Origin of the sequence: Streptomyces sp. NPDC052114 (genome assembly GCF_040680155.1) — a bacterium.
GTDB lineage: Bacteria > Actinomycetota > Actinomycetes > Streptomycetales > Streptomycetaceae > Streptomyces.
In genome coordinates, this window is sequence record NZ_JBFAWC010000036.1 from 1 (window position 1) to 26,389 (window position 26,389).

Here is a 26,389-nt window from a genome sequence, read left to right on the forward strand (position 1 = left end):
AGGGGCGGCCAGATCTCGTGGGGAAGCGGCCGGTCGATGGCGGGACTGCCTCCGAGGAGGGCGAGCTTGTCGGCGGTCGTCATGGGTCCTTCCTGCTCTCGCGGGTGGTCGTGGGCCCGGCGCCGGACAGGAGGACCGGCAGGGTTGTCCGGATTCGGTTCGCACGAGGTCAGGCACACCGGTCGGCGAGCCGGTCCTGCCCACGCCGGCGATCCCGGTAGATCCCGTTGATCGTGCGAACGACGGCGAGTTGCCGCTGGAGGTGGCTCTGGCGGTAGTGGCGGTCGTCCAGGCGGCCCAGGTAGTGGGCGATCATGGATCGCACGGCGTCGGTCTTGGGGCCTTCCCAGGTGAGGCGGTCCAACGGCAGCCCGCCGATGGAGTGGAGGATGGCGGCCCCGGGCGTGACGTTCAACGCGCCCTCCGTGCCGAGCACACAGAGGTGTTCGATCTTCTCGTAGTTGTGGCGTGAGATGCGCAGCGAGCCGGCGAGACCCGTGGAGGGATAGGCGCACATGAGGCTGACGAGATCCTCCAGCCGACGGTCCCGCATCTCCTGGTAGTGGTGGACGAAGGCGGAGTGCACTCGCGGGTGTTCGGGGAACATCCCGCTGAGCACATCGACGAGGTGGTAGCCCATGTCGAGGAGCACACCCCCCATCGCCTGCTCGCTGGAGGCGCGCCAACCCGTGGTCGGGTGAGCCAGGTTCAGGTGGTAGTCGTACGAGAACCAGTACGGCTCCCCGACCCGCGTGAGATTCTCCTGGGCGAACCGGAAAACAGGGTTGAAGTTCCGTTGCAGCAGCGTGAAGACGCTGCGGTCGGCCCGTTGCGACAGGTGGATGAGGTGTCGGGCTTCCTGTTCGGTGATGGCGAACGGCTTTTCCTTGATGACGTGCCTGCCGTGTGCCAGGAGTTCCGTGCAGACCGGGAAGTGCTCGCTATGCGGAACGGTGACCACCGCGGCATCGAAATCGGCGTCCTCTAGCGCCTCGTCGAGGGTCTCGTAACGCGGGAATCCCGACTCATCGGCGAGGGATGAGGCCGCCGGGGCGGGGTCGACCCCGCCGACGACATCCGCACTTTCCCGTACGATCGGCAGGTACTCCTTCCCTTGATGTCCAGCAAATCCAACCACCAGAACTCGCGGTCGTTGATGCGTGTTCTCTGACCTGTCGCTGGACATGCGGGAAATCCCCCTCGAAAAATCATCTGAGGATGGCGCGGGTAGTCAGGAAAGGCCCGCACAGTTCCTGTGTGAACTCCTCAGCGCAGGCGGTTCAGAGAGCTCGGCGACTCGCCCCGGGAGCGTTGACGAGCCAGGCGTGTGCTGCTGTCACCACGTCCTTGATGAACGTGCTTCCGCTCCGCTGTGCGTTCTCGTCGAGCAGCGAGACGTCCTCGGCCGCGAGCCAGGCGAACTCGGTGTGCTTGCCCTGTTCGAGCTCGGGCGACGAGAGGTCTCCGTCCACCTCGACGACATAGTCCGACTCGACGTGCCGTAATCCCCTCGCCATCCACTCCTCGTGCGCCACTCGGGCCAGCACGCGGCGCAGCCGCCACCCGGTTTCCTCCGCGATCTCCCTGTGGAGCGCGTCCAGGCGGGACTCCCCTTCTTCCACGGCTCCACCGACGACGTCCCAGCACCCGGGGAAGAGGCGTCGGCCGGCCGAGCGTCGCTGGACGAAGATCCGGTCGTACGGGTCACGGATCAACGCGCCCACCATCAGCCGGGGTTCGTTGGTCTCCGTCACGTCAGCTCTTCACCGAGCGCTGGTGAAGGTGCGCATAGTGGGTGAGTGCTTGGTGGAAGGTGTTTCCGCAGGGTGTTGCTGACCATTCTTCCCCCACCTCACCTGCACGTAGGAATCGCGTGCGCCGGGTAAAAAATGCATGGAGTCGAGCAACCGAAACGGAAACGCCAGATCGGCCTGAATCGCTCGCGGGTCGTGATTGCAACCGGGCCCACGTTTCCTCTCTGGACGGTACCTGGAAACTCTGGCGGTGCATGAGGCCGTAGATGGCTTAGGACGCCTCAACTTCTCCTTGACGTGACGTCAAGCCATATGGTGAGGGTTATCGGGTAGGCGGGTGGCGTGCCGTCGTTGGGATGTGGATGCTCGGACGGCCCGCTCGGAGCTGCGGGGCCGCCTTCGTCTCGGTCTGCCTTGTCGGCGGGTGTGGGTTTTCTTTACTTCCCTTCTTCTGAAGGATCCTTTTTCTTGCCACTGTTGAACGTTTCACGGTTGAATATGTTGGCCAGATTTGCGGCGCGGCGCGGGGCAGGCCGACTGCCCCGCGCCGGTCCCGGTTCACAGACGACGGGCGACCAGGAAGACATAGCCGATCTGCGGGAGTGCGCCGAACCGGGGAAGGGAGCGAGTGGAGTTGAAGAACTCGTAGTGACGGTCATCGGCGGAGGGGGAAACGTCGGCGAAGGCGTCGGCGAAGGCCTGATAGGTGGGCCGGACGTGCTCCCCGATGTCGTTGAACTCCACCACCTCCAGACCGGCGTGGTCGAGGGCCGTGCGGAGCTCCGCCGGCGCGGGCAGGGAGGGGGACCCGAACGCCCGGCACGTCTGGCGGACCAGCTCCGCGGAGTCCCCGGTCACCGGAGACCTGAGCAGCACATCGGTGATGACCAGCGGGCTACCGGGGCGCAGGGTCCTGGCGATCTCGGCGATGGCGGTGGTCCGGTCGCGGATGTGCATCATGGACTCGATCGCCCAGGCACCGTCGAAGGACGTGGATTCGAAGGGCAGTGCGCAGGCGTCCGCGTACCGGAAGTCCACCCGGTCGGCGAGCGTCGCGGCGTCCGCGCGGGTCCGGGCGAGTTCGACATCTTCTTTGCTGACCGAGATCCCCGACACGTCGGCGCCGGTGGCCCGAGCGATGCGCAGCGCGGGTCGTCCGGTTCCGCAGCCGACGTCCAGCAGGCGCCTGCCGGGGACGGCGGCGAGCTTTCCCGTCACGAGGTCGGTGAGCCGGTCGGTGGCTTGGTCGAGGGAGCGGTGGTCCGTGGGGTCGTCCCAGTAGCCGACGTGGATGTTGCCGTCGACGGACGCGCCGTCCACTATCTCGTTTTGCTCGTCAGAGAGCCCGCCGGTCTCTGGTGACGACGGGACGGCGTGGCGCGCGGATGGTTCGTTGGTCATCGAAGTCTCCCGAGCGTAGAAGGGCGTTTCATCCGGTGAAGGGACCCATCTGCCACATGTCGCTGGGTGAGTGGTCAAAGGCTTCCAGGGCGAACGCGATGAGTTTGTCCGCACAGGCATTCCGGAACGGCCGTCACTGTGCGCTTTGCCCACGGGTGGGCTCGGCTCCGTGCCGGCGCGCAATCGTGTTGTCTCGCCCCGCGGTAGACCTCGTCCGTCGACGTCATGCGCTCCTTCTCCGCAGAGCCATCGCGTGTCGGATCATGCTTTGACGCGATACTGAATGTAATGGCCATGAGACGGATGAGGAGGCATCAGTCAGGCGGTATGGCCTGAAAGCGAACACCCGGTTCGGATCCGGTCGTGTGCGGGCGGCGACTCCGTGCGGGGGCGGGGGGACTGGAACGCGGAATGCCCCGGTCGCTGGGCGACCGGGGCTCCTCTCCGTCAGCGGTTGGTGAGCGGGTGGAGGTAGAAGCTTTCGTTCGGGGTGGGGTAGCCGCCGAGTTGGTCGCCCCACTGGACCACCCAGGCGCCGTCGCCGGTCTGGTTGCCGGAGATGTTCGCGCAGAGGCCGGTGGCGTTGTTGCGCAGCATCGTCAGGTTGGGCATACGCGGGTTGGGGTGTTCGAGGGTGAAGTTCTGGGTGTCGCGTTGGTTGCCGCCGGGCAGGGGCAGGCCGTCGATGTCGTGGCACTCCCAGATGTTGAGGTAGTCGCCCCAGCCGGACTGCTGGCCCCGGTTGACGTCGAGGCACTTGCCGCTGTCGCTGCTCATGATCCGGTACATCATCCTGCCGGTCGACTGCGACGTGCCGATGCTCTGGAGTTTCCAGCGCTGGTTGACCGCGCGAGGTTGAAGTCCCCCGCGACCGCCCAGTGATTGATCCCTCGGCCGGTGGCCTCGTCCGCGACGTTCTGCACCAGATCACGGACATTGAATCCGTTGCCGGACGCGGCGTGGATGGAGGCGAACGCCACGTCGTCGGTGGGGCGGGTGACCATCAGGGCCGGGCGGTAGTAACTGTCCACCTGCACAACCTCGTTGGGCTGGAACGCGGTGACGATGCCCAGATTGCGTGAGGTCGTGTACAGGATGTAGAGGTGGCGCGTCACGCCGCGGGCGACGGTCCACTCGTAGTGGTCGATGGTGTCGCCGATGGTGCCGAGGTATCTCGCCCCGGCCGGCGGCTCGCTCGGTACCTCCTGGAGCGCGACCACGCTGTTCTCCTGGGCGATGTTCGCGGCGCCCTGCCAGCGGTCTCTGCCGACCTGCATGTTCCAGGTGGCGACGCGATGGGACTCCGGATTCGCCGCCTGCGCGGTCCCGCCGACGGCGACGGTGAGTCCGCATGCGCAGGCGAGTGCGAGCAGCAGTGCCGCCACACGACGGCATAAGGGCAGTGGTGAGGGCAAGGGGTACTCCTTGCCCTGGTCTGGCTCTGGTCTCGAAGATGCGAGTCGAACGCACCCATGGGCATCAAGATGCGCGGCAGGAACGGAAGTTCGATCCCTTTGCTGTGAGGTGCGGCACGGGCTCGGCCGGCCGTGGCATGTGGTGAACTCACGGCGAGTCCGCGTGGTCCAGGGGCCCGCGCACCTACTGGTGCGGGGAAAGCCCCTGGACTCACCTCAGTGGGGCGTTATGAGCGAAGGGCCACCAGGACGATGCCCGCGGCGGCCGCGCCGAGTGCCACGGCGGCGATGCCGTGGGAGAGCCGGTGCGTGCGAAGGACCGGCAGGAGCCGGTCGGCCGCGTACCTGCCGGGGCCCGTGAGTGCCAGGCTCGCCGCCGCGATCAGCAGCAACAGCTCGTACTCGATGCCGCCTGGGCCGAAGAAGCCGCTGCCCCACTTCACCGCGATGACGTTGAGCATGACGCCCACGATGCCCGCTCCGGCGAGCGGGGTGAGCAGGCCGATGACGAGGCCGATGCCGCACAGGGTCTCGGTGAGAGCTGCGACCACCGCCATGGCCTTCGCGGCGCTGTATCCGCTGCTGTCGAAGAAGCCGGCGGTGCCGTCGAGGCCGCCTCCGCCGAACCAGCCGAACAGCTTCTGGCTTCCGTGGGCGGCCATCGTCAGACCGACCGCCCAGCGCAGGGCCAGCAGGCCGAGGTCAGTGCCGGAGTGAGCGGGCGCGGAGGGGGAGGGGATGTCACTGCGTGGAGTGGTGCGCGTGTTGGTGAAAACGGACATGGGTGTCTCTCCAGATGAGTGTGGAGGCTGCGAGTGAAGGCGCAGCGCAGGGGAACCGACCGGCTCTGACAGGCCTGGTCGGCTGGACGGGTGGAGAGGGCCCGTCTACGTCCTGCTGATCTGGATTCTGTGCAAGTCGACCGCGGTGGAGTCCGGGGGCGACGCGGCAGCGAGAACCGGGATGTCGTCCTGCGGGCCGGACGGTGCTGGTGCCGACTTGGGGATATGCGGCCCCGGCTGGTCGGGACTCAGGGCCCGCGCGCCGAACGGCGCTCCCGGCTGACCCTCGCGGCAGCCGGGGTCCTCGGCGCGCGTATCTGTCCGCGAGGGCGACACGGGGGCGGTTGCGGTGCGTTCGGCCTTTGGCCCGGCGGTGGGGGATCCTGCCGCGCTGTTGACGCCGGCCAGTGGCACGAGGCAGAGGAGAACGAGGGCGAGCAGAGCCGCACGGACGGTGCCGTCCCGGGATCGCATCTGCCGCGTCGTCATGTTCCGGCCCATGGTAGGCGGTGCTCTCGGCGAGCGCAGCGTCGGATCGGGACACCGTCGACGCGCGTTGGCCCGCACCTGAACGACGACGCCGGGGCCTAGGTAGAGGCAGCGTCATTCGAGGTCCGGACGTTCGATCCTGAACAGGGCTCGCATGATTCCGGACTCGCGCGAACGCATGAGGGGCGTTGATTTCTCGCCTGACTGAGCGTTTCGCCCTGTGAGGTGTGTTTGATCCCGGGGCAGGTTCCGCGCCAGTTGAGGGTGGCTTCGCCGGTGAGGCGGCGGGCCATGAGGTCGATCATCGCGAGGTGGATCATTGCTTCGGACCGGTGCAGATGGGTTTCGTAGTCGCGGGCGTTGGACGGAGTGGTCGTCGATGCCGAGGCGGGCGCCGTGGTCGATGGCGGTGGTCCGGTAGCCGGCGTCCACCCACGCCTTGCCGATCTACGGATGGGCGGCGGCGATCCGGGTGAGAAAGGTGACACCGGCCACGGTGTCGAAGAAGCTCGCGGCGGTGACCAGAACGGTCAGCAGCAGGCCGAGGGTGTCGCAGCCGAGGTGGCGTTTGCGGCCGATGATCCGCTTGCCCGCGTCGGTGCCCTGGTCGGCCAGGGGCACGTTGACGGAGGTCTTGATGGTCTGGGAGTCCTGCACGCAGGTGGACGGTTCGCCGCCGCGGCCCTCGGCCTCCCGGACCAGGCGCCGCAGCAGGCCGGTGAGCTGGGTGAAGACGCCGTCTTGCTGCCAGCAGGCAAAGTAGTGGCAGGCCGTGGGCCAGGGCGGGAAGCCGTGCGGCAGATAGCGCCAGGGGACGCCGATGCGGTCCACGTACAGGATCGCAAGGCCGAGCACCAAGAGACGGCGTTGGACTTCTTGCGCCGCTTCACTCATCGGCTCCGGCAAGAGATCGCCGGACCGTCGTTTCCCCTGGATGGCCGAGCGGACCATTCTCGCGCAGCCGGTCCTGCCCGAGGCCGAGTGGATCGACGCCGGCGACCGGCGTACTGGGCGAACACGGTGGGCGTGGAGAACCGTACGAGCACCGCGGCGGAGCCGAGGACGAGGGCGGGCGCACGAGGGGGCCGCCCCCCGCTCGTCGGGGAGAAGGCGGCCCCCGACCTCACCGGATGGGTCAGGCGCGGACCAGCGGGGTGTCGACCAAGTGCTCGGCCAGGAACCACGTCTGCAGCTCACCCGTCCTGATCACCTGTGAGACCAGCAGGTCGTTCGTGCCGTCGTCGCCCAGTTCGGCGGTCCTGGCCGCCGCGTCGTGCGCCTCGACGAGGATCGTCTCGTGGGCCTCCAGGAGTCGCGACAGCATCGCCGGGACTTCCTCGACACCGTCCGGCGGGCGCGGGATCGACGTGAGTTCCGCGACGTGCCGGGGGTCGCCCACCGCGACGCCGCCCAGGGTCTGGACGCGCTCGGCGAGGGTGTCGACGAGGCCGAGCTGTTCACCGGCGTGCTTGTCCAGGACCAGGTGCAGCTGGTAGAAGGTCGCGCCGCGCATCAGCCAGTGGTGCTTCTTGTAGAGGCCGTACAGGATCTGGGCGTCCGCGAGGACCCGGTTGAGGCGCTGGCAGGCGTACATCCTCGCCTCGTACGACAGGCCGATCGGGAACTGCTTCACCGTGCCGTACTCCTGGATCACCTCGCCCTTCTGGTGCAGCCGCGGCTGACTGCCGTTCACGGGAAGGGACTTGCTGGTCATCGCTGCCTCCTGGGGCGCCGAACTGTGCGTACCGCAGGACGCTAAGCGCCCTTGCCGCGCCCTTCTTGTCCGGCAGCGCACGCGTTGATGTCGGTCCGTGCACGGCGCTGACCTCCCGCTTTCGTCCCGTTCGCTCTCGTGCAAGGACCCGTGCACTGACCGGCGGGACGGCGCGGCGAGCCGACCTAGCCTCGGCCGGGCCGCCCCGACCTCGGGGCGCAAGGGGACTACCGAGAAGGAGTGGACGGGATGAGTGTGGACGGACACGCGGACGTCGTGGTCGTCGGGCTCGGGCCCGGCGGCGAATACGCCGCGGGCGCCCTCGCCGAAGCGGGTCTTGACGTCGTCGGGGTCGAGGCGGAACTCGTCGGCGGCGAGTGCCCGTACTGGGGATGCGTTCCGAGCAAGATGATGATCCGGGCCGGCGATCTGCTCGCCGAGGCGGGCCGGGTGCCCGCCCTGGCCGGGACGGCGGTCGTGACCCCGGACTGGGGGAGAGTCGCCGGGCGCATCCGCGGCGAGGCCACCGACGGCTGGAACGACCGGGTGGCCGCCGACCGGCTCACGTCGAAGGGCGCCCGTCTCGTACGAGGAAGGGGCCGACTTGCCGGAGCGCGTCGTGTCACGGTCGGCGACCGCACGATCGAGGCCCGGCGCGGAGTCGTCCTCGCCACCGGTACCCGCCCCAGGATCCCGGCGGTCCCCGGGCTGCGGGAGACCCCGTACTGGACGAACCGCGACGCGATGGCGGCCAAGGAGCTGCCCGCGTCGATGATCGTCCTCGGCGGCGGCGCCATCGGGGTCGAACTCGCCCAGGTCTTCGCTCGTTTCGGCTGTGCGGTCACGGTGATCGAAGGTCAGGACCGGCTGCTGTCCCAGGAGGAACCGGAGGCCGGGGACCTCGCGGCCGCGACACTGGAGACCGACGGCGTCACCGTGCTCACCGGCGCCCGCGCGCTCGACGTCGGCCACGACGGCACCCTGTTCAGCGTGCGGACGACGGAGGACGACAACGAACCGCTGCGTGCCGAGCGGCTCCTCGTCGCCGCGGGTCGCCTTGCCGACCTGGGCGCGCTCGGCGTGGAGACGGCAGGACTGGACCCGGCCGCGCGAGCCGTGGCCACAGACGGGCAGATGCGGGCGGCGGACGGCCTGTGGGCGGTCGGCGACCTCACGGGCCGCGGCGCCTTCACCCATGTGTCCATGTACCAGGCGCAGATAGCCGTGCGCGACATCCTCGGCGAGCCGGGACCCGACGCCGACTACCGGGCCCTGCCCCGGGTCACCTTCACCGATCCGGAGATCGGTGCCGTCGGCCTGACGGAGCGGCAGGCACGTGAGCGGGGGCTGCGGGTGCGCACCGGTGTGCTCCCGCTCGACTCCTCCACTCGCGGCTGGATCCACGGGCCGGGCAACGCGGGCTTCGTGAAGCTCGTCGAGGACGCCGACCGGGGCGTACTCGTCGGAGCCACCTCCGCGGGTCCGGCAGGCGGAGAGGTGCTCTACGGACTGAACGTGGCCGTCCACGCCGAAGTGCCCGTGCACCGGCTCCAGCACATGATCTACACGTACCCCACCTTCCACCGTACGGTCGAAGCCGCGCTCGGAGCGCTCCGCTGAGTCCCCGGGCCGCCGTCACCGGGTCCCGGGCGACCCGGTGGCGGCACACCACGCACGGGCGCGGCCCCGGGCAGCGGCACGCCATGCCGGGGCGCGACCCCGGAGAGCGGCACCGGACCGCGACCTCACTGGAACTCCTCTTCGACCTGTGCTTCGTCATCGCCGTGGCGCAGGCCTCGGAGAGCCTGCACGAAGCACTGGCCGAGGGCGCGGCCGCCACCGGGGTCCTGCGCTTCGCACTGGTCTTCTTCACCGTGTGGTGGGCGTGGATGAACTTCACCTGGTTCGCGTCCGCCTACGACCCGGACGACATCCCGTACCGGCTCACCGTCCTGGTCCAGATCACGGGGTCCCTCATCCTCGCCGCCGGGGTACCGCACGCGTTCGCCGAGGGGGACCTGCGGACCATCACGATCGGCTACGTCGTCCTGCGCACCGCGCTGGCCGCCCTGTGGCTGCGGGCGGCCCGCTCGGACCCCGCACGCCGGACCACCGCGCTGCGCTTCGCCACCGGGGTGACGCTCTGTCAGGTCGGCTGGGTGGGCCTGCTCGCCGTGCCGGAGGCGGCGCGCCTGCCGGGCGTCGCCGTGCTGATCCTCGCCGAGGTCGCCGTGCCGGTGTGGGCCCAGTCCGCCGGGATGACCCCGTGGCACCCGCGGCACATCGCCGAGCGCTACGAGCTCTTCGTCCTCATCGTCCTCGGCGAGTCCGTGGCGGCCGCCACCGTCGCGGTGCGCGGCGCCTTCGACCGGCACCAGAGCACAGGGTCGCTCTGCGCGACAGCGGCGGGCGGCCTCCTGACGGCCTTCGCGCTGTGGTGGCTGTACTTCTCCCGGCCCGCGCACACCCTGCTCGCCACCACGCACCGGGCGCACCGCCGCCGCTTCGTCTGGGCCTACGGCCACTACCTGATCTTCGCCTCGGCGGCGGCCGAAGGAGCGGGCCTCGCCGCGTACGCCGATCACCTCACCGGACACGCGCACACCTCGCAGCTCGCCACGGGTGCGGCGGTCACCGTCCCGGCGGCCGTCTTCCTGATCACCGTGTGGGCCGTGCATCTGCGGCCGCACCTCACCACGGCGGTCGAACGGGCTCCGTATCCGGTCGCCGTGTTCGGCCTCCTGGCGGCGACCTTCACCCCGTTGCCCGCACTCGCCGCCGGTGCGGTCCTTGTGGTGCTCGTCGTGGTGGTCACGGCGCCGCGGAGGTGACGGGGCCACGGCCGCACATATGCGAGAACTCCCCGGCGGCGTCCGCGAAGACGCCGCCGGGGAGTTCTCGTTCGGGGAGAGGATCCGACCGTCAGGCGGCGCTGCCGCGCACCGCGTCACGGATCAGGTCGGCGACCTCCTTGGGACGCGACACGGCGACGGCGTGCGAGGCGCCCTCGACCTCGACCGTCGTCGCACCGGCCCGCTGGGCACCGAACCGCTGGACATCCGGGTTGATCGCCCGGTCCGCGTCGGCGACGAGTGCCCACGACGGCTTGGTCCGCCACGCGGCGACCGGCGCCTGCTCGGTGAAAGCGGCAGCGGCCAGCGGGCGTTGTGCGACGGCGAGCGCCTTGGTGACGGCGGCCGGGACGTCGGCGGCGAAGATCTCCGGGAACGCCTGCGCCTCGATGGTGAACTCGACGGCGGGCTCGGCGCCTTCGACGGGGTACGTCGACTGCACCAGGTTGTCGCCGAGCGGCGAGAGCGGGTAGCGGTCCTGCAAATCGGAGAGGCTCTCGCCCTCTTCGGGGACGTAGGCCGCGACGTAGACCAGACCGGTCACGTTCTCGGTGGTCCCGGCCACGGAGATGACCGCGCCGCCGTAGGAGTGGCCGACCAGGACGACGGGGCCGTCGATCCGGGATGCCACGGAGGCGATGTACGCGGCGTCGGACGCCAGGCCGCGCAGCGGGTTGGGCGGGGCGATCACCGGGATGCCGTCGTTCTGGAGTTCCGTGATGACGCCGGTCCAGCTGGCGGCGTCGGCGAAGGCGCCGTGCACGAGCAGGACGGTCGGGGTGGGGGAGGTGCTCATGGTGGGGTGGGTCTCCTCGTGGGAAAGCACGTGTGGGAAAGCACGTGTGGAAAGGCACGTGTGGAAAGGCACGTGGCGTGTGCCGGGGTGCGGGTGACGGTTCTGCTTCGTCGTGCGGGGCCGGTCGGCCGCGGTGTCGTGCGGGGCCGGTCAGCCGCGGTGGAGCGCGGCGTGCAGGGTGCCGGTGGCCAGGGTGATGGCGGCCTCGGCGGCGTGCGTCTCGCGCAGGGCGTCGAGCATGACGAAGTCGTGGATGACGCCCTGGAAGCGGACGGCGGTCACCGGGACGCCCGCCTCGCGCAGCTTGTTGGCGTAGGCCTCGCCCTCGTCGCGCAGCACGTCGGCCTCACCGGTGATGACCAGGGCCGGCGGCAGTCCGGCGAGCTGCTCGGTGGAGGCCCGCAGCGGCGACGCCGTGATCTGCGCGCGCTCGGCCTCGTCCGTCGTGTACTGGTCCCAGAACCACTGCATGCCGTCGCGGCGCAGGAAGTATCCCGTGGCGAACTGCCGGTACGAGCCGGTGTCGAAGCGCGCGTCGGTGACCGGGTAGAACAGGACCTGCTGGACCAGCGGCACGTCACCGCGCTGCTTCGCCATCAGCGTCAGCGCGGCCGTCATGTTGCCGCCGACGGAGTCGCCGGCCACGGCGAGACGGGTCCCGTCCAGGTCCTTGGACGCGCCCTCCTGGACGATCCACCGGGCGACCGTGTAGTTCTGCTCGATGGCCACCGGGTAGCGGGCCTCGGGGGAGAGGTCGTACTCGGGGAAGACCACCGCGGCCCGGGCACCCACGGCGAGCTCACGGACCAGCCGGTCGTGCGTGTGGGCGTTGCCGAAGACCCAGCCCGCACCGTGGATGTACAGGATCACCGGCAGCTTCCCCTGAACGCCCGCCGGACGGACGACACGGGTCCGGACCCCGCCGGTCGGGCCGCCGGGAACGGTGATCCACTCCTCGTCGACCGCCGGCTTCACGATGTCACCGGACTGCACCTCGTCGACCGCCTTGCGGCCTTCGGCAGGGGTGAGTTCGAAGAGGAAGGGCGGCTGGCTGGTCGCTTCGGCGAATGCGGCGGCCGCCGGTTCCAGGACGGGCTCGACGGGTTCGATCGTCCCGGTGGATGCGAGCGGCTCGACGACGTCGGACATGTGGTTCTCCTGAGTGTCATGTGAGGGGTGGCCGGTTCTTCCGGCGAGATCACGTTAAGAGGCGCCCGGCCGCCCCGATTGACCGTCAGCGCACCGGCGTTGAACCCACAGCGCACGGCCGGAATCGCAGTGCACTGTCGGACCGTGGGCAGTGCACTGAGGGAAGGCCCGGCGCAATTCTTCCGGCATAGCGTGGCGGCGAAGCGATCGAGCGGTGCCGACGTATCAGGAGGTTGTCGAAAGGTGTCCACTATGCCGGTCGGTGGGCTGATTCCCAGCACCACGAAAAACGCTACGGAAAATGCCACGGAAAGCGCCACGGCAAACGTCGCGGACCTCGTCGTCCGCAACGCGAAAATCCACACCGGGGACCCCGGGCGCCCCCGGGCCGGGGCGCTGGCCGTCCGGGACGGCGTGCTCACGGCCGTCGGCGACGACAAGGACGTTGCCGCTCTGATCGGGCCGGAAACGAAGGTCGTCGACGCTCTCGGCCGCCGCATGGTCCCCGGCCTCAACGACTCCCACCTGCACGTGATCAGAGGCGGTCTCAACTACGTCCTCGAACTGCGCTGGGACGGCGTCCCGACCCTGCGCCAGGGCCTGGCGATGCTGCGCGAGCAGGCGGCACGCACCCCGAAGGGCCAGTGGGTGCGCGTGGTCGGCGGCTGGTCGGCCGAGCAGTTCGCGGAGCGGCGCCTGCCGACCGTCGCCGAGCTCAACGCGGCGGCGCCGGACACTCCCGTGTTCGTCCTGCACCTGTACCAGTCGGCGGTGCTGAACCGCGCCGCGCTCCAGGCCGCGGGCTACACCCGCGACACCCCCGAGCCCCGGGGCGGCCAGATCGTCAGGGGCCGGGGCGGGGAGCCCACGGGCATGCTGCTCGCCGCCCCCAGCGCGCTGGTCCTCTACTCGACGCTGGCCAAGGCGCCGGTTCTGGAGGGGGCGGACAAGAAGACGTCCACGCGTCATTTCCTGCGCGAACTGAACCGGTTCGGACTCACCTCCGCGATCGACGCGGCCGGGGGATTCCAGAACTTTCCCGAGAACTACAGCACCGTCGTCGAACTCGCCGCGGCGGGCCAGTTGTCGCTGCGCATCGCCTATCACCTCTTTCCGCAGACCGCCGGACAGGAAATAGCCGACCTCAAACGCTGGATCGAAATGGCCCGCCCCGAGGACGGGGACGAATGGCTGCGTCTCAACGGTGCCGGTGAGAACCTCACCTGGTCGGCGGCGGACTTCGAGAACTTCGCGCAGCCGCGCCCCGAGCTCTCCTCCGGCTACGAGGGGGATTTCGAGGCCGCGGTGCGTCTCCTCATGGAGAACGGCTGGGGGTTCAGGCTCCACGCCACCTACGACGAGACCATCCGGCGCGACCTCGCGGTGTTCGAGAAACTCGCCGCGGACGGCCTGTTCCCGGCCGGGAACCGCTGGCTGTTCGACCACGCGGAGACCGTCTCCGCCGACAGCCTCGACCGGATCGCCGCCCTCGGCGGAGCCATGTCCGTACAGAACAGACTGTCCTTCCAAGGAGAGGCGTTCGTACGCCGATACGGACCCGGCGCCGCCGCGGACGCCCCGCCGGTCCGGGCCATGCTGGAACGCGGCCTGACGGTCGGCGCCGGCACCGACGCCACCCGCGTCTCCACCTACAACCCGTGGATCGCCCTGCACTGGCTGATCACCGGACGCACCGTCGGCGACCTGGTGGTCCGGCCGCCGCACAACCGCGTCGACCGGCACACGGCCCTTGCGATGTTCACCGAGGCGGGCGCCGCGCTCACCGGCGAGGAGGACGTCAAGGGCGTCCTGCGACCGGGCTGCCTCGGTGACTTCGCCGTGCTGTCCGAGGACTACTTCACCGTGCCCGAACCGGACATCGCCCGCATCGAGTCCCTGCTGACGGTGGTCGGAGGGCGGATCGTCTACGCCGCCGCCGAGTACGAGGGCCTCGACGAGGAGCTGCCGCCGGTCAGCCCGGAGTGGAGCCCGGTCGCGCGCTTCGGCGGCTATCAGGCCGCGCCCGGCGGCGCATCGGGCGCCCGGCAGGCCGAGGCGCTCGGCCAGGCCGTCGCCGAGTCCGAGCTGCACCGGCAGTGGCGGACGCGACGGGACCCGGCTCCGCAGGGCGGGGGCCCGGTCCTGGACCCCTGCTTCGGCCTCTGACGAGGCGAACACCTCGGCTCCGACGGCCCAAGGCCTCTCTCTTTCACCACTTCATTTCCCACCGTGACGCGGACGACGTCCGCCCGCTGTCCCGACCCACTCGAAAGGCACCCTCATGACCGACATCTCCCAGGTCACCCCCGCTCCCGGCCCCGACCTGCTGACCCCCGACAACTGCGCCGTCCTCTTCGTCGACCACCAGCCGCAGATGTTCTTCGCCACCGGCAGCGGCGACCGCACCGCGATCATCAACTCGACCGTGGGGCTCGCGAAGGCGGCCAAGGTCTTCGACGTCCCGGTCGTGCTCAGCACCGTCGCCGCCGAATCGTTCTCGGGCCCGCTCCTGCCGCAGCTCGCGGCGGTCTTCCCGGAGCAGGAGGCCATCGACCGCACCTCGATGAACGCCTGGGAGGACGCCGCCTTCGTCGAGGCGGTCAAGGCCACCGGCCGTACGAAGCTCGTCGTCGCCGGCCTGTGGACCGAGGTCTGCGTCGTCCTGCCCACGCTCTCCGCCCTCTCCCAGGGATACGAGGTGTACGTGGTCACGGACGCCTCCGGCGGCGTCAGCCCGCAAGCGCACGAGCACGCCGTCCAGCGCATGGTCCAGGCCGGGGCGGTGCCCGTGACCTGGGTCCAGGTCCTGCTGGAGCTCCAGCGCGACTGGGCACGGACGGAGACGTACGTCCCGGTCACCGAGGTGGTGAAGGAGCACGCCGGTGCCTACGGCCTCGGCGTGGTCTACGCCCAGGCGGTCATCGGCGCCCACGCGGCGGGATGACCGGCACCTCCGAGCATTGACGGAACGTCAGGAACAGGCAGGAACACGATGGACACCGGACTGTTGGTCCTCCGCTGGGTGGTGGGGCTGCTCATCGCCGGACACGGAGTGCAGAAGGTGAGTTTCCGGCTGGGCGGCAACGGCCTGGCGGGCGGGACGGAGGAGTTCCGCCGCGACGGCTTCCGCGGCGGCCGGCTGACCGCGCTCGTCGCGGGCGGCAGCCAGCTCGGAGCCGGCCTGTTCCTGGCGGCCGGGCTGCTCACCCCGCTGGCGGCGATGGCCGCCATGGGAGTCATGACGGTCGCGGGCACCGTGAAGCGGCACAACGGGCTCTGGGTGCAGAACGACGGATACGAGTACCCCCTGGTCCTCGTCGGGACCGCCGCCGTGCTGGTGCTGACCGGTCCTGGCCGCTGGTCGGCCGACCACGCCATGGGGCTGGCCCCGTGGCCCTCCTGGGTGCAGGCCGTGGCCCTCGTGGCGGGACCGGCGAGCGGACTGCTCACGCGCGCGGTGCTGCACCGCCCGTACGCCGTGGGGAGGAGCGACCATGCGCGCGCTGCTGGCTGACGCGGCTCGCACGTTGGTGCCGCCGAAGGACGACCGGCACGGTCCGCTGCCGCCGCTCCTGCTCGTACTGACCTTGGTGACCGGCCTGGTGGACGCCGTGAGTTTTCTGGCGCTCGGGCACGTCTTCGTGGCCAACATGACGGGCAACGTCGTCTTCCTCGCGTTCGCCCTGGCGGGCGCCGAGGGGCTGTCCGCGACGGCCTCCGTCGTCTCGATGGCCGCGTTCCTCGCGGGCGCGCTTGCGGGCGGGCGGTTCGGCACCCGCTTCGCGGCGAATCGCGGCAGGTTGCTGGCTCTCGGCGCGGCGGTGCAGGCGGTCCTGGTCGCCGCGGCCCTCGGCACGGCGGTCGTCGCGCACGGCCGGGTGACGACGCCCGTCCAGTACGCCCTGATCGTGCTGCTCGGCCTCGCCATGGGGCTGCAGAACGCGGTCGCCCGGCGGCTCGGCGTCCCGGATCTGACCACGACCGTGCTGACCCTGACCCTCACGGGTCTTGCCGCCGACTCCGCCCCCGCAGGGGGTGCGGCGCCCCGGCCCGGACGGCGGATCCTCTCCGTCCTGGCCATCTTCCTGGGGGCGTTCGTCGGAGCCTGGCTCCTGTCGAAGTCCCAACTCGCCCTCATCTTGGGGCTGATGCTCGCGGCGCTGACGGTGACGGCGCTGGTCGCCCGGCGCCTGGCATCCTCCGAGGCCGCTTGGACGAGGCCGCCGGGGTGACCGGCGCCGCGAGGCCCCCTCGTGTCACCGCGCGGGGGCCTCGCGGACGGCGGACTCGTGCACGGCGGACCCGCGCACGGGGTGCTTGCTCAGGATCGAGACGCGGTTGAACGCGTTGATGGTGATCGCCACCCACACCACCGCCGAGATCTCGTCGTCGGTGAACTGCCGACGGGCGGCGTCGTAGGCGCTCTCCTGCGCGCAGGCGTCGGCGGGGTGGGTGGTCGCTTCCGCCAGGGCGAGTGCCGCGCGCTCGCGTTCCGTGAACAGCTCGGTGTCGCGCCAGGCGGCCAGCGTGCCGAGGCGCCGCGTGGTCTCGCCCGCGCGCAGGGCGGCCCGGGTGTGCACGTCGAGGCAGTAGGCGCAGCCGTTGAGCTGGGAGACGCGCAGGTTGACCAGTTCGACGAGGACGCGGTCGAGGCCCGCTTCGGCCGCGGTCGCGCGGACCGCCTCGGACGTCTCGACCAGTGCGCGGTACGCCTTGGGGCTCTGCTTGTCGACGTAGACGCGACGCCCCGTGCCGCTGTGGTCGCGACGATCCGTGCCCGCTGCCGTGTCGCTCACCCTGGACTCCCTCGCGGGCCGCTCGGGGCCCTGGCTCGTGCCGGTACGCACCCGGCCGGGCGCAGGGCTTATCATCGGACACAATTGTTGAAAGTCAAAATATCTTGGTGGGGGGAGCCCTCGATGAGCGAGCCCGCGACGAGCGAGCCCGTGGTGAGCGAGGCCGACGTCCTGTCCGCGCGTGACGTCCCGCTCGGCGGCCCGCGGTCGATGACGGTGCGCCGCACCCTGCCGCAGCGGGCCCGCACCCTGATCGGCGCCTGGTGCTTCGTCGACCACTACGGCCCCGACGACGTCGCCGCAACCGGCGGCATGGACGTGGCGCCGCATCCGCACACCGGACTGCAGACCGTGAGCTGGCTGTTCAGCGGGGAGATCGAGCACCGGGACAGCCTCGGCAGCCACGCCCTCGTCCGGCCCGGCGAGCTGAACCTCATGACGGGCGGGCACGGCATCAGCCACACGGAGGTGTCCACCCCGCGCACCACCGTGCTCCACGGCGTGCAGCTGTGGGTGGCGCTCCCCGACGAACACCGGCACGCCGCCCGCGACTTCCAGCACCACGCCCCCGCCCCGGTCCACCTGGACGGCGCCCGCGCCAGGGTCTTCCTCGGCACCCTGGCGGGGGAGACCTCACCGGTGCGGACCTTCTCACCGCTGCTCGGCGCTGAACTCTTCCTCGACCCGCACGCGACCGTCACGTTCGCCGTGGACGCCGCGTTCGAGCACGGGCTGCTCGTCGACCAGGGGCGGGTCCGCATGGCCGATACCCTCCTCGACCGGGCGGAACTGGGATACCTCGGCCCCGGCCGCACCGCCCTGACGCTGACGAACGAGACGGACACCGCGGCGCGCGTGATCCTGCTCGGCGGCACGCCGTTCGAGGAGGAGATCGTCAATGTGGTGGAATTTCATCGGCCGCAGCCACGAGGACATCGTCGAGGCCAGACAGGCGTGGCAAGCGGCCTCCGACCGCTTCGGCGAGGTCGAGGGCTACCCCGGCGCCCGCCTCCCCGCGCCCGCCCTCCCCAACGCCACCATCGCCCCGCGCAAGAACCCCGCGCGTACCTGACGCGTTCCTCCGACGCTTTCCTGACGTGACCCTGAAAGGCAGTACGACGATGACGCAGTCCGAAACGACCCCGACCGTCCGGCGCGTGGACGCCAGGCACCGCTACGAGATCGTCGTCGACGGCGAGAGCGCGGGCTTCACCGCGTACCGCGACCGCGACGACCGGCGGGTGTTCTTCCACACCGAGATCGACGACGCCTACGCCGGGCAGGGCCTGGCCTCGATCCTCGTACGGGAGGCACTGGAGGACATGCGGAGCGCGGGCCTGCGCGCCGTGCCCGTCTGCCCCTACGTGGCGAAGTTCCTCAAGAAGCACGAGGAGTTCGCCGACGTCACCGATCCGGTGACGCCCGAGGTCCTGGAGTGGCTGGACGGCGTCCTGAAGCGCTGAGCACTGAGCGCCGACGGCGGGGACGAAGCCATGAGCGAGGGGAGTACGACCGGGACCGGTACCTGTTCCGGGTTCGGGCCCGGCGCACCGGAGTTGACCGGGCGCGAAGCGCAACGCGCGGTCATCGACGCGGCCCTGACCGGCATCGCCACCACCGGGACGTCCGTCATCCTGCGCGGCGACCCCGGCACCGGGCGGACGGCCCTGCTGGCGGCGGCCGAGGCGACGGCCCGCCGGGCCGGTCTGCGGGTGCTGCGGATGACCGGCGCGGAGGCCGAGTCGGAGCTGCCCTTCGCCGCCCTGCACCAGGTCCTGTGGCCCCTCCTCGACGACTCCGACGGTCTCTCCGAAGGTCAGCGGCACGCCCTGGAAAGCGCGTTGGGCGTCCGCGAGGGCGCCCCGCCCGAAGGGTTCACGGTGGCGGGCGCCGCCCTCACCCTGCTCGCCCACGCCGCCGCGCGCCGCCCCCTGGTCGTACTCCTGGACGATCTGCACTGGGCCGACCCGTCCAGCGTCGCCGTGTTCGGATACGTACAACGGCACGTGGCCCCGCTGCCCCTGGTCGCGATCGCGGCGACCCGGCGCACCGGGACCGCGACCGGCCGCGCCCTGCCCGCCGACCGTGCGGAGCACGACACCACCGCCTGCCTGGCGGGACAGGTGATCGACCTGCCGCCGCTGGACGCGCCTCAGGCCGAGCTGCTGCTGCGCACCCGCCACCCCTCCCTGCCCGCGGAGGCGCGCCGCAGGGTGCTCCGGGCGGCCGCGGGCAACCCGCTCGCCCTGCACGAACTCGCGGAGCAGGTGGGGCGACTGGCCGCCCACCGCGCCGAAGCCCTCGCGAGCCCCGCGCCGCCGGAGCTGTTCGACGCACTGCCCCTGGGGGAACGCCTCGGGCGGCTGTACGAGGACAGGCTGCGCGCCCTGCCCGCCGCCGCCCGCGACCTCCTGCTCGTCGCGGCCCTCGGCGACGCCTCGACACGGCACCGCACGGCGCTGCGGAACCTGGCGGAGCACGCCGCGGGCCCGCCCTGGCACCGACTCGAAGAGCACATCGAACGCTCCGGGCTCGCGCACCTCGACCCGGAGCGGGAAGTCCTGGAGTTCCACCACCCCCTGGTGCGCGCCTCCCTGGCACACCTCGCCTCCCCGGCCGAACTCCGCGCCGCCCACCGGCAGCTCGCCGACACCCTGCCCGCCGAGGACGCGCGGCGCACCCTGCACCTCGCGGCCGCCGCACTCGGCACCGACGCCGAACTCGCCGCACGGCTGCACGCCGAGGCCGACCGCATGTCCGCCCAGGGCGGAGACGCCGAGGCGGCGGTACTGATGGCGCGCGCGGCCGGACTCGGCCCCGACCGGACGAGCAGGACCGCCCGTCTCGTCGCCGCCGCGGCCCTGGCCGTACGCGCCGGTCGCCCGCACCTGGCGGCGGAACACCTCGCCGAGGCCGAGGCCGCGGCACGCCCCGGCAGGCCCGAACCCGCCGCCCCGTACGCCTTCGCCGTCGCCTGCACCCGGCTCCAGCTCGACGCCGACCCACGTCCCGCCATCGAGCTCCTGCCCGCCGTCCTGGACGCTCCGGTCCCGCCGGACGCCGCGGACCAGCACGCCGCACTCATCGGCCCGATCCTCTTCCTCCTCCTCGTCGCGGCAGCCCTCACCGGGGACGAGCGGGCGTGGGACGCCGTCGACCGGCACGCGGCGGACCCCGCCGCTCCCACCGGGGCGGAGCTCTGCCGACAGGCCTGGTCCGGCCCCGGCCCGGCCGTCCGCGCCGTCCATGAGCTGCCACGTCGGCTGCGCGAGACGGTCGCGGCCCTGCCCGCGGACCGCGAGACCACCGATACCTGGCTGCTGCTCTGGACGGCCGCGGCCGTCGACTCCCTCGGTGAGCACTGCGCGCTCTGGAGCGCGTTCGCCCGCCAACACGCTTACGCCACGCAGACGTTCACGGACAGCCTCCGGGCCCACGACGACTTCCTGCACGGGAACTGGGACACCGCCCTGGCCGCCGCCCGCGCCGGCGCGCGAACCTCCGCGGAACACGGCTACGAACTGGCCGAGACGCTGTTCCTGCAGACCGCGGGAGAGATCCTCGCCGCCCGCGGGGACCGGGCCGGGCTCGCCGCACTGGAACCGGTGCTCGGCACCCGGGCGGGCGAACGCCGTCTGCGCCTGGTCACCGACCTGCTGAGCGGGATGCTGACGCTGTGCGCGCTCGGCCACGGGCACGCCGAGGAGGCATGGCTCCACGCCTGTGATCTCACTGCGCCCGGTGCGGTCGCGGACCGCGGCCCGTGGACGCACCTCTCGCTGGTCGACCGGGTGCAAGCCGCGGTCGACAGCGGACGGACCGAGGAGGCCCGGCGCCATCTGCGGGCGGTCCGCTCGTCCGGCCTCGCCCGCGTCTCGCCGCACCACACCTTCCTGGTGACCGTCGCCGAGGCCATCGCCGCCGCCGACGACGAGGCGGACGAGCGGCACGCGGCCGTGTACGCCCAGCGGGACGCGGAGAACTGGCCCTTCCCGCTCGCCAGGGCCCACTTGGCGCACGCCGTGCGGCTGCGCCGGCAGCACAGGCCCGAGGAGGCGAGCGCGCACTGCCGTGCCGCGCTCACCGTCTTCACCCGCCTGTCCGCCACGCCCTGGGCCGCGCGGGCCTCCCGTGAACTCGCCGCGGCCGACGCGGACATCGAGGCGGCAGGCGGGAGCGCCGGGCAGCACCCGCTGCTCACGGCGCAGGAGACACGGATAGCCCGGCTCGCGGCCCGAGGCCTCACCAACCGGCAGATCGGCGCGCGGCTCTCGCTCTCCCCGCGGACGGTCGGCGCGCACCTCTACCGGATCTTTCCCAAGCTCGACATCACCACCAGGGCAGGAATCGCGCGGGCCCTGGAAGCTTCTCAGGATCCGTCCTTGAACTCCCGCGGGTGAGCAGCGCAGTGCACTGCCGGATCACTGGCGAAGCCGAGAACGGTACTCGCCGGGGGCCGTGCCCCGGGCACGTCTGAAGGCACGGCTGAAAGCGTGCGGAGAGCCGTATCCGACCGCGCCGGAGATCGACTCGACGGGCTCATCGGTATAGCGGAGCCGGACGGACGCCAGGTCGATGCGCCACTGCGTCACGTACGCACCCGGCGTCTGTCCGAGGGCGGACCGGAAGCGCCTGGACAGCGTCGCCCGGGACACACGCGTCGCGGCAGCCAGGGTCTCCGTGGTCCAGGGGTGTTCCGGCCGGGCGTGGACACACGCCAGAGCGTCGCGCACGACCGGATCGCGCATCGCTCCCAGCCATGAACCGGACTGCTCCTGCGGATGGCGGGCCAGCCAGGCGCGTACGAACTGGACGAGCAGCAGGTCGACGATGCTGTTGACGGCGGCGGTGGTGCCGATCTGTGGCTGCGCGAGCTCGGCGGCGAGCAGTTCGACGGTCCTTCTGAGCTGCGCGTTCTCCCGGGCTGTGACGTGCATGGGCCGGGTGAGGGAGGTGAGTACCGGTGTGCGCATCTCGGGGTCCTGCTCATAGCGCAGAACAATCACTTCCGTCCGCACCGGCGCCGAGCCCAGCCGCAGGGCCCGGCCATCGGCAAAAGACCGGGCCGCCGCCTCACGGTCGCAGGAACCCATCGTCGCGTCGGCACTGGCGGCGATCCCGTGTGCGGTGCCCGGCGGCACCAGGACGGCGTCTCCGGCCTGCACCTGAAGAGGTTTCTCGCCCGTCATGTGGAGCCACACGGTGCCGCGGGACACCACGTGCAGCGCCGCTCCCGAAGAGGGCTCCAGCCACAGGCCCCACGTTCCTCCGGCCTTCAGTACGACCCCGAGCGCCCCTCGCGCACCCGATACACGCAAGGCCTCCGCGAGTACGTCCATCGTTCCATTCTCCTCGGCGGGCGTCAGGCCACGTCAAGAACGATCTTTCCGTGCACCTTCCGCGCGAACAGCGCCTGGACGGCATCCTGCACGTCCTGCCAGTCGCCTCGCAGTCCGACCGGCGCCGCGAGCTTCCCGGCGGCCATGAGGTCCAGCAGGTCCGTCAGGTCCCCGCCGGTCGGCGTCATGTCGCCGTAGGTGGTGATGCTGCGGGGTTCGCCGAAGCCGAACAAGGCCCCTGACGGGAACGTGGATTCCTGCCCCGAGGAGTAACCGACCAGGTGGATGGTGCCGCCCTCGGCGAGGGAGCTCCACGCCTGGGCCACCAGGGGACCGCCGACCGTGTCCAGGACGAGGTCGAACCGGTCCCCGGTCCCGGCCAGGTCAGTCAGGACCCTGTCGGCCCCGAGTTCACGGAGACCGGCGGCCCGCTCCGGCGAACCGACCAGTGCCGTCACCCGGGCGCCCGCCAGCGCTGCCAGTTGGACGGCGAAGTGCCCCACGCCCCCGCTGGCGCCGGTGATCAGAACGTCGCGTGCCAGCAGGGAACGTGTGCGCAGCACCCGCAAAGGGGTGACTCCGGCGATCCCCAGCGCGGCTGCGTCGGCCAGGTCCACGCCCTCGGGGACGGTACCGAGCGAGGCGGTGCTGACCGCCACCCGCTCCGCCCACGCGTGGGGAGCCATGCCCACCGCGACGCGCGTACCTACGGGCGGCCCCGAGCCGTCGGACGCGGCGCGCACCACGATGCCGGCCGCGTCGTGACCGTGCACAGCGCCGACCGGCCACTGGTGCACGTAATTCAGCTCGCCGAAATTGAGACCGATGTGCCGTATCTCCACCAACGCCTCGCCGGAGGACGGTACGGGCTCATCGACATCGGCGAACCGGACGGGTCCGGCCTCACTGTGATCGACCACAAGGGCGCGCATAAGGGGTGTGATTCCTTCTCTCGTGGGTGCGCCTGAACACTCGGCGCGGCGGCAGATCGAGTGCGTACGTGCCGCACTGCCGCCTTCTTGGAACCCTACGCAGGACCGGGACAGCGACCAGATCCGTGAGAATCAATCAGTTGACGATCTGTGTCAGCGCACCCGCGAGAGCCGCCCGCGACGTGACCCCCAACTTCGGGAAGATCCGGTAGAGATGGGCCCCGATCGTTCGGGGCGACAGCTGGAGCGCGGCGCCGACCTCCTTGTTCGTGAGCCCGGTGGACACGAGGCGGGCGACGCGCAGTTCCTGCGCCGTCAGTTCGGCGGCCGGGACAGCCGCGCCGTTCGACGCGCGGTCCGCGGCCCGCAGTTCCGCCCGGCACTGCTCCACCCACGGATCCGCACGCAGCCCCCGGAAGGCACGGAGGGCGGCATGCAGTGTTTCGACCGCCTCGGCGCGGCGTCCCCGACGGCGCAGCCCCGCCCCGTGCAGCAGCCGCAGGCGTGCCATGTCGAAGATCCACTCACCGGCTCCCGGCACCGCACAGGCTGCCGCGTACGCCGCGTCCGACTCCTGGTCGTCCGCCGTGACCGCGGTCGCGGCCGCAAGGAGGAAGGCGTGGTGCGCGGAGACGGAGTCCATCCGCGCGGCCCGCCCCGCCGCGACGTGGGCCAGCGCCTCCGTCCGGCGGCCGCAGCGCAGGCTCGCCACGACGAAGTCGAAGAACGGGAGGTGGAACCACGCGAGGCCGCGCGGCAGCCGGCCCGGCGGCATGATGCGGCGCAGCAGGAGGTACGCCTCCTCGTGCCGCCCGTGCGCGAGTGCGGCGAGCGCGTCGAGACGGTCCAGGTGGTCCGTGACGAACCGCATCCGTGCCGATGCCGCCACAGGACCGATCCGCGCCCGCACTTCGCGCAGCCCCCGCTCGTCGCCCCGGCCCGCCAGGAAGTGCGCGTAATAGTGCCGGAAGAGCAAGGCATTGCAGTGGTATCCGAGCTCCTCCGCGGTGTCGGCCTCGCGCAGACACTCCTCGGCGGCGTCCCAACGGCCCCGCAGGAACGCCTGATGGCATCGTGCCTTCGCGACGGACCCCTGGGTGGCGTACGTGTGCTCGTCGTCGAAGAGCCGCCGCAGCTCCTCGTCGGCCGCGTCCACCGCCGACGCCGCCCAGAGCAGCAGCCAGGCACCGGCGGTCTCCCTCCGGGCCGCGACGCGCGCCACCAGGGACCGCAGTTCCGTCTCCGCGCCGTGCGCCGTGCGCGGCGGGTCCGCCCACGCGCGGTGGCACAGGCGTACGGCGGGGGAGAGGTGCCCGCGATGCCGCTCGAGCACGTCCCAGCCGCGCGGGTCACCCGTGTAGGCCGACGCGAGCAGCAGCTTGAACGCCATCTGCTCGACGAGATCGCCGAAGACCGGCGCGCCGGGCGCCGTCAGCGCCTCCAGCGCCCCGGGCAGCAGCTCGAAGGACGAGGCGAAGTCCACGTGGTGGCTCTGGTCGACGTACACGACCGCGTAGGCGAAGAGCGGGGCGATGTCCTCCGGCACCGGACCGCGCCGGATCTCCCTCAGGAGCTCCGCCGCGTACGCGAGCCGCCCGCCCCGCGCCGACATCACGGCGGCCCACGTCAGACGACGGGCGCGGTCGCCGGGACCGGTCCCGAGAGCGGCCGCGCGGTCAAGCAGCATGGCCCCCTCCGCGTCACCGCCGCGCAGCGCGATGCGGGTGCCCGCCTCCTGGAGCCGGGCGGCGAGCCGTTCGTCCGGGCCCTCGGCGGCGGACGCCTCGTGCAGGAGCCGACGCGGGTCGTCCCCGCGCAGCCGCCCCGCCAACGACCGGTGCGCGGACCGCCGTTCGGCGTCCGGGGCGGCGGCGAGCACAGCGCTCCGCACCAGGGGATGCCGGAAGACCAGCCGTCCCGCGGCGTCCCAGCGTGCGAGCCCGCTCGCCTCGATCGCGTCCGGAACCCGTTCTGCTCCGCCCTGTTCTCCCGAGCGCACGGCATCGCCCGCGACGTCCGCCGCGTCGTCCAGCGCGGCGAGCAGCAGGACGCGCGCCGCGCTCCCGGGCAGCGACCGCACCCGCCGCGCGAACACCTCCTCCAGACGGCTGCCCAACGGCAGCCGGTCCGGGAGCGGTACGACGCGCCTGCGATGCTCGTCCGCCAGTCGGCCGGGCAACTCGGCCAGGGCGAGGGGGTTGCCCGCGGCCGCCGCGAGCACCCGCCGGACGGCACCGGCCGCGAGCCCCGGGTGTCGGCGCCGCAGCAGCGTCCGCGCGTCCTCGCCCGACAGCGCCTCGACGTCCACCGGGTGGGCGGGCCAGCCCTCCAGCGCGGACCCGTCCGACCGGCTCGCGCACACCATGACCACGGGCAGACCGACGATCCGCTGGTGAAGAAAGACGAAGACGGCCGCACTGGAGGGATCCACCCACTGAAGGTCGTCGACGACGATCAGCACCGGGCCGCGGCGCGCCTGTTCGGCGAGCAGCGCCAGCGCGGCAGCGCCCACCATGAACCCCTTCGGCGGCAGCCCGTCGCGCAGCCCCAGGGCCCGTTCCAGGGCGAGCCGCTGGTGCGGGGACAGCCCGCGCGAGTTCTCCCGCAGCGGCAGCAGCACACGGTGCAGCGCACCGAAGGCGATGCCGGACTCCGACGCGCTGCCCACCACGCGCAGGACGGTGAACCCGTCGCGCGTCGCGCGCGTGGCCGTCCACTCCAGCAGCGCCGTCTTCCCGATGCCCGCTTCGCCGCGCAGCACCGTCGCCGAACCGCACGCCACGCTGCGCGCCGCATCGAGGGACCGCTCCAGCAGCGCCTGTTCGCGCCGACGGCCGACGAGCGTCCTGTCACCCTGCCCGCTGCCCATGACTCTCCCCTGGTCGCCTCCGACCACCGTGGCACCACCGCGATGCCTGTGCGTGCACGGCTCGTGCCCCTGCCCGCAGGGCAGGCCGCACGCTCTCGTCA

21 protein-coding genes and 2 pseudogenes are annotated in these 26,389 nt (G+C 71.5%); 9 read left to right on the forward strand and 14 right to left on the reverse strand.

All coding sequences use genetic code 11. The features are described from left to right. Positions 1–169: 169 nt before the first annotated feature. The 8 genes and pseudogenes from AB0L89_RS40380 to AB0L89_RS40415 all read right to left on the reverse strand — a co-directional run bounded on the left by AB0L89_RS40380 (position 170) and on the right by AB0L89_RS40415 (position 7,555). On the reverse strand, positions 170–1,186 hold the full coding sequence (locus tag AB0L89_RS40380) for a Gfo/Idh/MocA family oxidoreductase (protein WP_365152864.1): 1,017 nt from the start codon (positions 1,184–1,186) through the stop codon (positions 170–172). A gap of 94 nt (positions 1,187–1,280) precedes the next feature. Further along, positions 1,281–1,754 carry an NUDIX domain-containing protein gene (locus AB0L89_RS40385; RefSeq protein ID WP_365152866.1) on the reverse strand — a complete coding sequence of 158 codons (474 nt, stop codon included), beginning with the start codon at positions 1,752–1,754 and terminating at the stop codon, positions 1,281–1,283. Between the two features lie 558 nt (positions 1,755–2,312). Beyond that, positions 2,313–3,155: a methyltransferase domain-containing protein gene (locus AB0L89_RS40390; RefSeq protein WP_365152868.1), complete on the reverse strand. Its 843-nt coding sequence runs from the start codon at positions 3,153–3,155 to the stop codon at positions 2,313–2,315. A gap of 447 nt (positions 3,156–3,602) precedes the next feature. Then, positions 3,603–3,932 (reverse strand): hypothetical protein, encoded by a 330-nt coding sequence (locus tag AB0L89_RS40395; RefSeq protein ID WP_365152870.1) that lies wholly within the window; start codon positions 3,930–3,932, stop codon positions 3,603–3,605. 11 nt (positions 3,933–3,943) lie between these two features. Continuing rightward, a complete protein-coding gene (locus AB0L89_RS40400; RefSeq protein ID WP_365152872.1) occupies positions 3,944–4,540 on the reverse strand; it encodes a hypothetical protein in 597 nt (198 codons plus the stop codon). A 257-nt stretch (positions 4,541–4,797) separates the two neighbouring features. Beyond that, positions 4,798–5,352: a DoxX family protein gene (locus AB0L89_RS40405; protein ID WP_365152874.1), complete on the reverse strand. Its 555-nt coding sequence runs from the start codon at positions 5,350–5,352 to the stop codon at positions 4,798–4,800. A 734-nt stretch (positions 5,353–6,086) separates the two neighbouring features. Continuing rightward, positions 6,087–6,702, reverse strand: a pseudogene (locus AB0L89_RS40410) (transposase); the annotation flags it as partial. 274 nt (positions 6,703–6,976) lie between these two features. Then, on the reverse strand, positions 6,977–7,555 hold the full coding sequence (locus AB0L89_RS40415; RefSeq protein ID WP_365152876.1) for a DNA starvation/stationary phase protection protein: 579 nt from the start codon (positions 7,553–7,555) through the stop codon (positions 6,977–6,979). Positions 7,556–7,804: 249 nt separating this feature from the next. Here AB0L89_RS40415 and AB0L89_RS40420 point away from each other — a divergent pair, with 249 nt between their 5' ends. Together AB0L89_RS40420 and AB0L89_RS40425 are read left to right on the forward strand one after the other, a co-directional pair. Beyond that, a complete protein-coding gene (locus tag AB0L89_RS40420) occupies positions 7,805–9,175 on the forward strand; it encodes an NAD(P)/FAD-dependent oxidoreductase (protein ID WP_365152878.1) in 1,371 nt (456 codons plus the stop codon). Between the two features lie 83 nt (positions 9,176–9,258). Beyond that, positions 9,259–10,386 (forward strand): low temperature requirement protein A, encoded by a 1,128-nt coding sequence (locus AB0L89_RS40425; RefSeq protein WP_365152880.1) that lies wholly within the window; start codon positions 9,259–9,261, stop codon positions 10,384–10,386. A gap of 91 nt (positions 10,387–10,477) precedes the next feature. Here AB0L89_RS40425 and AB0L89_RS40430 read toward each other — a convergent pair whose 3' ends face one another. Together AB0L89_RS40430 and AB0L89_RS40435 are read right to left on the reverse strand one after the other, a co-directional pair. Further along, entirely contained in the window at positions 10,478–11,203 is a 726-nt protein-coding gene (locus AB0L89_RS40430; RefSeq protein ID WP_365152882.1) for an alpha/beta hydrolase, read from the reverse strand. Between the two features lie 150 nt (positions 11,204–11,353). Continuing rightward, complete coding sequence (locus AB0L89_RS40435; protein ID WP_365152884.1) at positions 11,354–12,352, reverse strand: alpha/beta hydrolase; 999 nt, start codon at positions 12,350–12,352, stop codon at positions 11,354–11,356. 252 nt (positions 12,353–12,604) lie between these two features. On the opposite strand from AB0L89_RS40435, the gene AB0L89_RS40440 reads away from it, so the two are divergent. The 4 genes from AB0L89_RS40440 to AB0L89_RS40455 all read left to right on the forward strand — a co-directional run bounded on the left by AB0L89_RS40440 (position 12,605) and on the right by AB0L89_RS40455 (position 16,584). Next, entirely contained in the window at positions 12,605–14,518 is a 1,914-nt protein-coding gene (locus AB0L89_RS40440) for an amidohydrolase (RefSeq protein WP_365152886.1), read from the forward strand. Between the two features lie 115 nt (positions 14,519–14,633). Next, positions 14,634–15,296, forward strand: coding sequence for a hydrolase (locus AB0L89_RS40445; protein ID WP_365152888.1), 663 nt, complete (start codon positions 14,634–14,636; stop codon positions 15,294–15,296). Between the two features lie 48 nt (positions 15,297–15,344). Beyond that, positions 15,345–15,866 carry a DoxX family protein gene (locus tag AB0L89_RS40450; protein WP_365152890.1) on the forward strand — a complete coding sequence of 174 codons (522 nt, stop codon included), beginning with the start codon at positions 15,345–15,347 and terminating at the stop codon, positions 15,864–15,866. Next, positions 15,847–16,584 carry a YoaK family protein gene (locus AB0L89_RS40455; RefSeq protein ID WP_365152892.1) on the forward strand — a complete coding sequence of 246 codons (738 nt, stop codon included), beginning with the start codon at positions 15,847–15,849 and terminating at the stop codon, positions 16,582–16,584. Before AB0L89_RS40450 ends, AB0L89_RS40455 begins: the two co-directional genes overlap by 20 nt. A 24-nt stretch (positions 16,585–16,608) precedes the next feature. On the opposite strand, the gene AB0L89_RS40460 is transcribed toward AB0L89_RS40455, so the two are convergent. Further along, on the reverse strand, positions 16,609–17,148 hold the full coding sequence (locus AB0L89_RS40460; protein WP_365152894.1) for a carboxymuconolactone decarboxylase family protein: 540 nt from the start codon (positions 17,146–17,148) through the stop codon (positions 16,609–16,611). Between the two features lie 123 nt (positions 17,149–17,271). Here AB0L89_RS40460 and AB0L89_RS40465 point away from each other — a divergent pair. The 3 genes and pseudogenes from AB0L89_RS40465 (at position 17,272) to AB0L89_RS40475 (ending at position 21,548) form a co-directional block, all read left to right on the forward strand. Next, a pseudogene (locus AB0L89_RS40465) lies at positions 17,272–18,220 on the forward strand (pirin family protein). Between the two features lie 49 nt (positions 18,221–18,269). Continuing rightward, the gene (locus tag AB0L89_RS40470; RefSeq protein WP_365152896.1) at positions 18,270–18,611 is read left to right on the forward strand and encodes a GNAT family N-acetyltransferase; all 342 of its coding nucleotides are present in this window, start codon (positions 18,270–18,272) and stop codon (positions 18,609–18,611) included. A gap of 30 nt (positions 18,612–18,641) precedes the next feature. Continuing rightward, on the forward strand, positions 18,642–21,548 hold the full coding sequence (locus tag AB0L89_RS40475) for an AAA family ATPase (RefSeq protein WP_365152898.1): 2,907 nt from the start codon (positions 18,642–18,644) through the stop codon (positions 21,546–21,548). 21 nt (positions 21,549–21,569) lie between these two features. Here the strand turns inward: AB0L89_RS40475 and AB0L89_RS40480 are convergent, their stop codons facing one another. The 3 genes from AB0L89_RS40480 to AB0L89_RS40490 form a co-directional block, all read right to left on the reverse strand. After that, the gene (locus AB0L89_RS40480) at positions 21,570–22,487 is read right to left on the reverse strand and encodes an AraC family transcriptional regulator (RefSeq protein WP_365152900.1); all 918 of its coding nucleotides are present in this window, start codon (positions 22,485–22,487) and stop codon (positions 21,570–21,572) included. Between the two features lie 23 nt (positions 22,488–22,510). Then, a complete protein-coding gene (locus AB0L89_RS40485) occupies positions 22,511–23,419 on the reverse strand; it encodes a zinc-binding dehydrogenase (protein WP_365152902.1) in 909 nt (302 codons plus the stop codon). A gap of 136 nt (positions 23,420–23,555) precedes the next feature. Continuing rightward, the gene (locus AB0L89_RS40490) at positions 23,556–26,288 is read right to left on the reverse strand and encodes a LuxR family transcriptional regulator (RefSeq protein ID WP_365152904.1); all 2,733 of its coding nucleotides are present in this window, start codon (positions 26,286–26,288) and stop codon (positions 23,556–23,558) included. Positions 26,289–26,389: the final 101 nt, after the last annotated feature.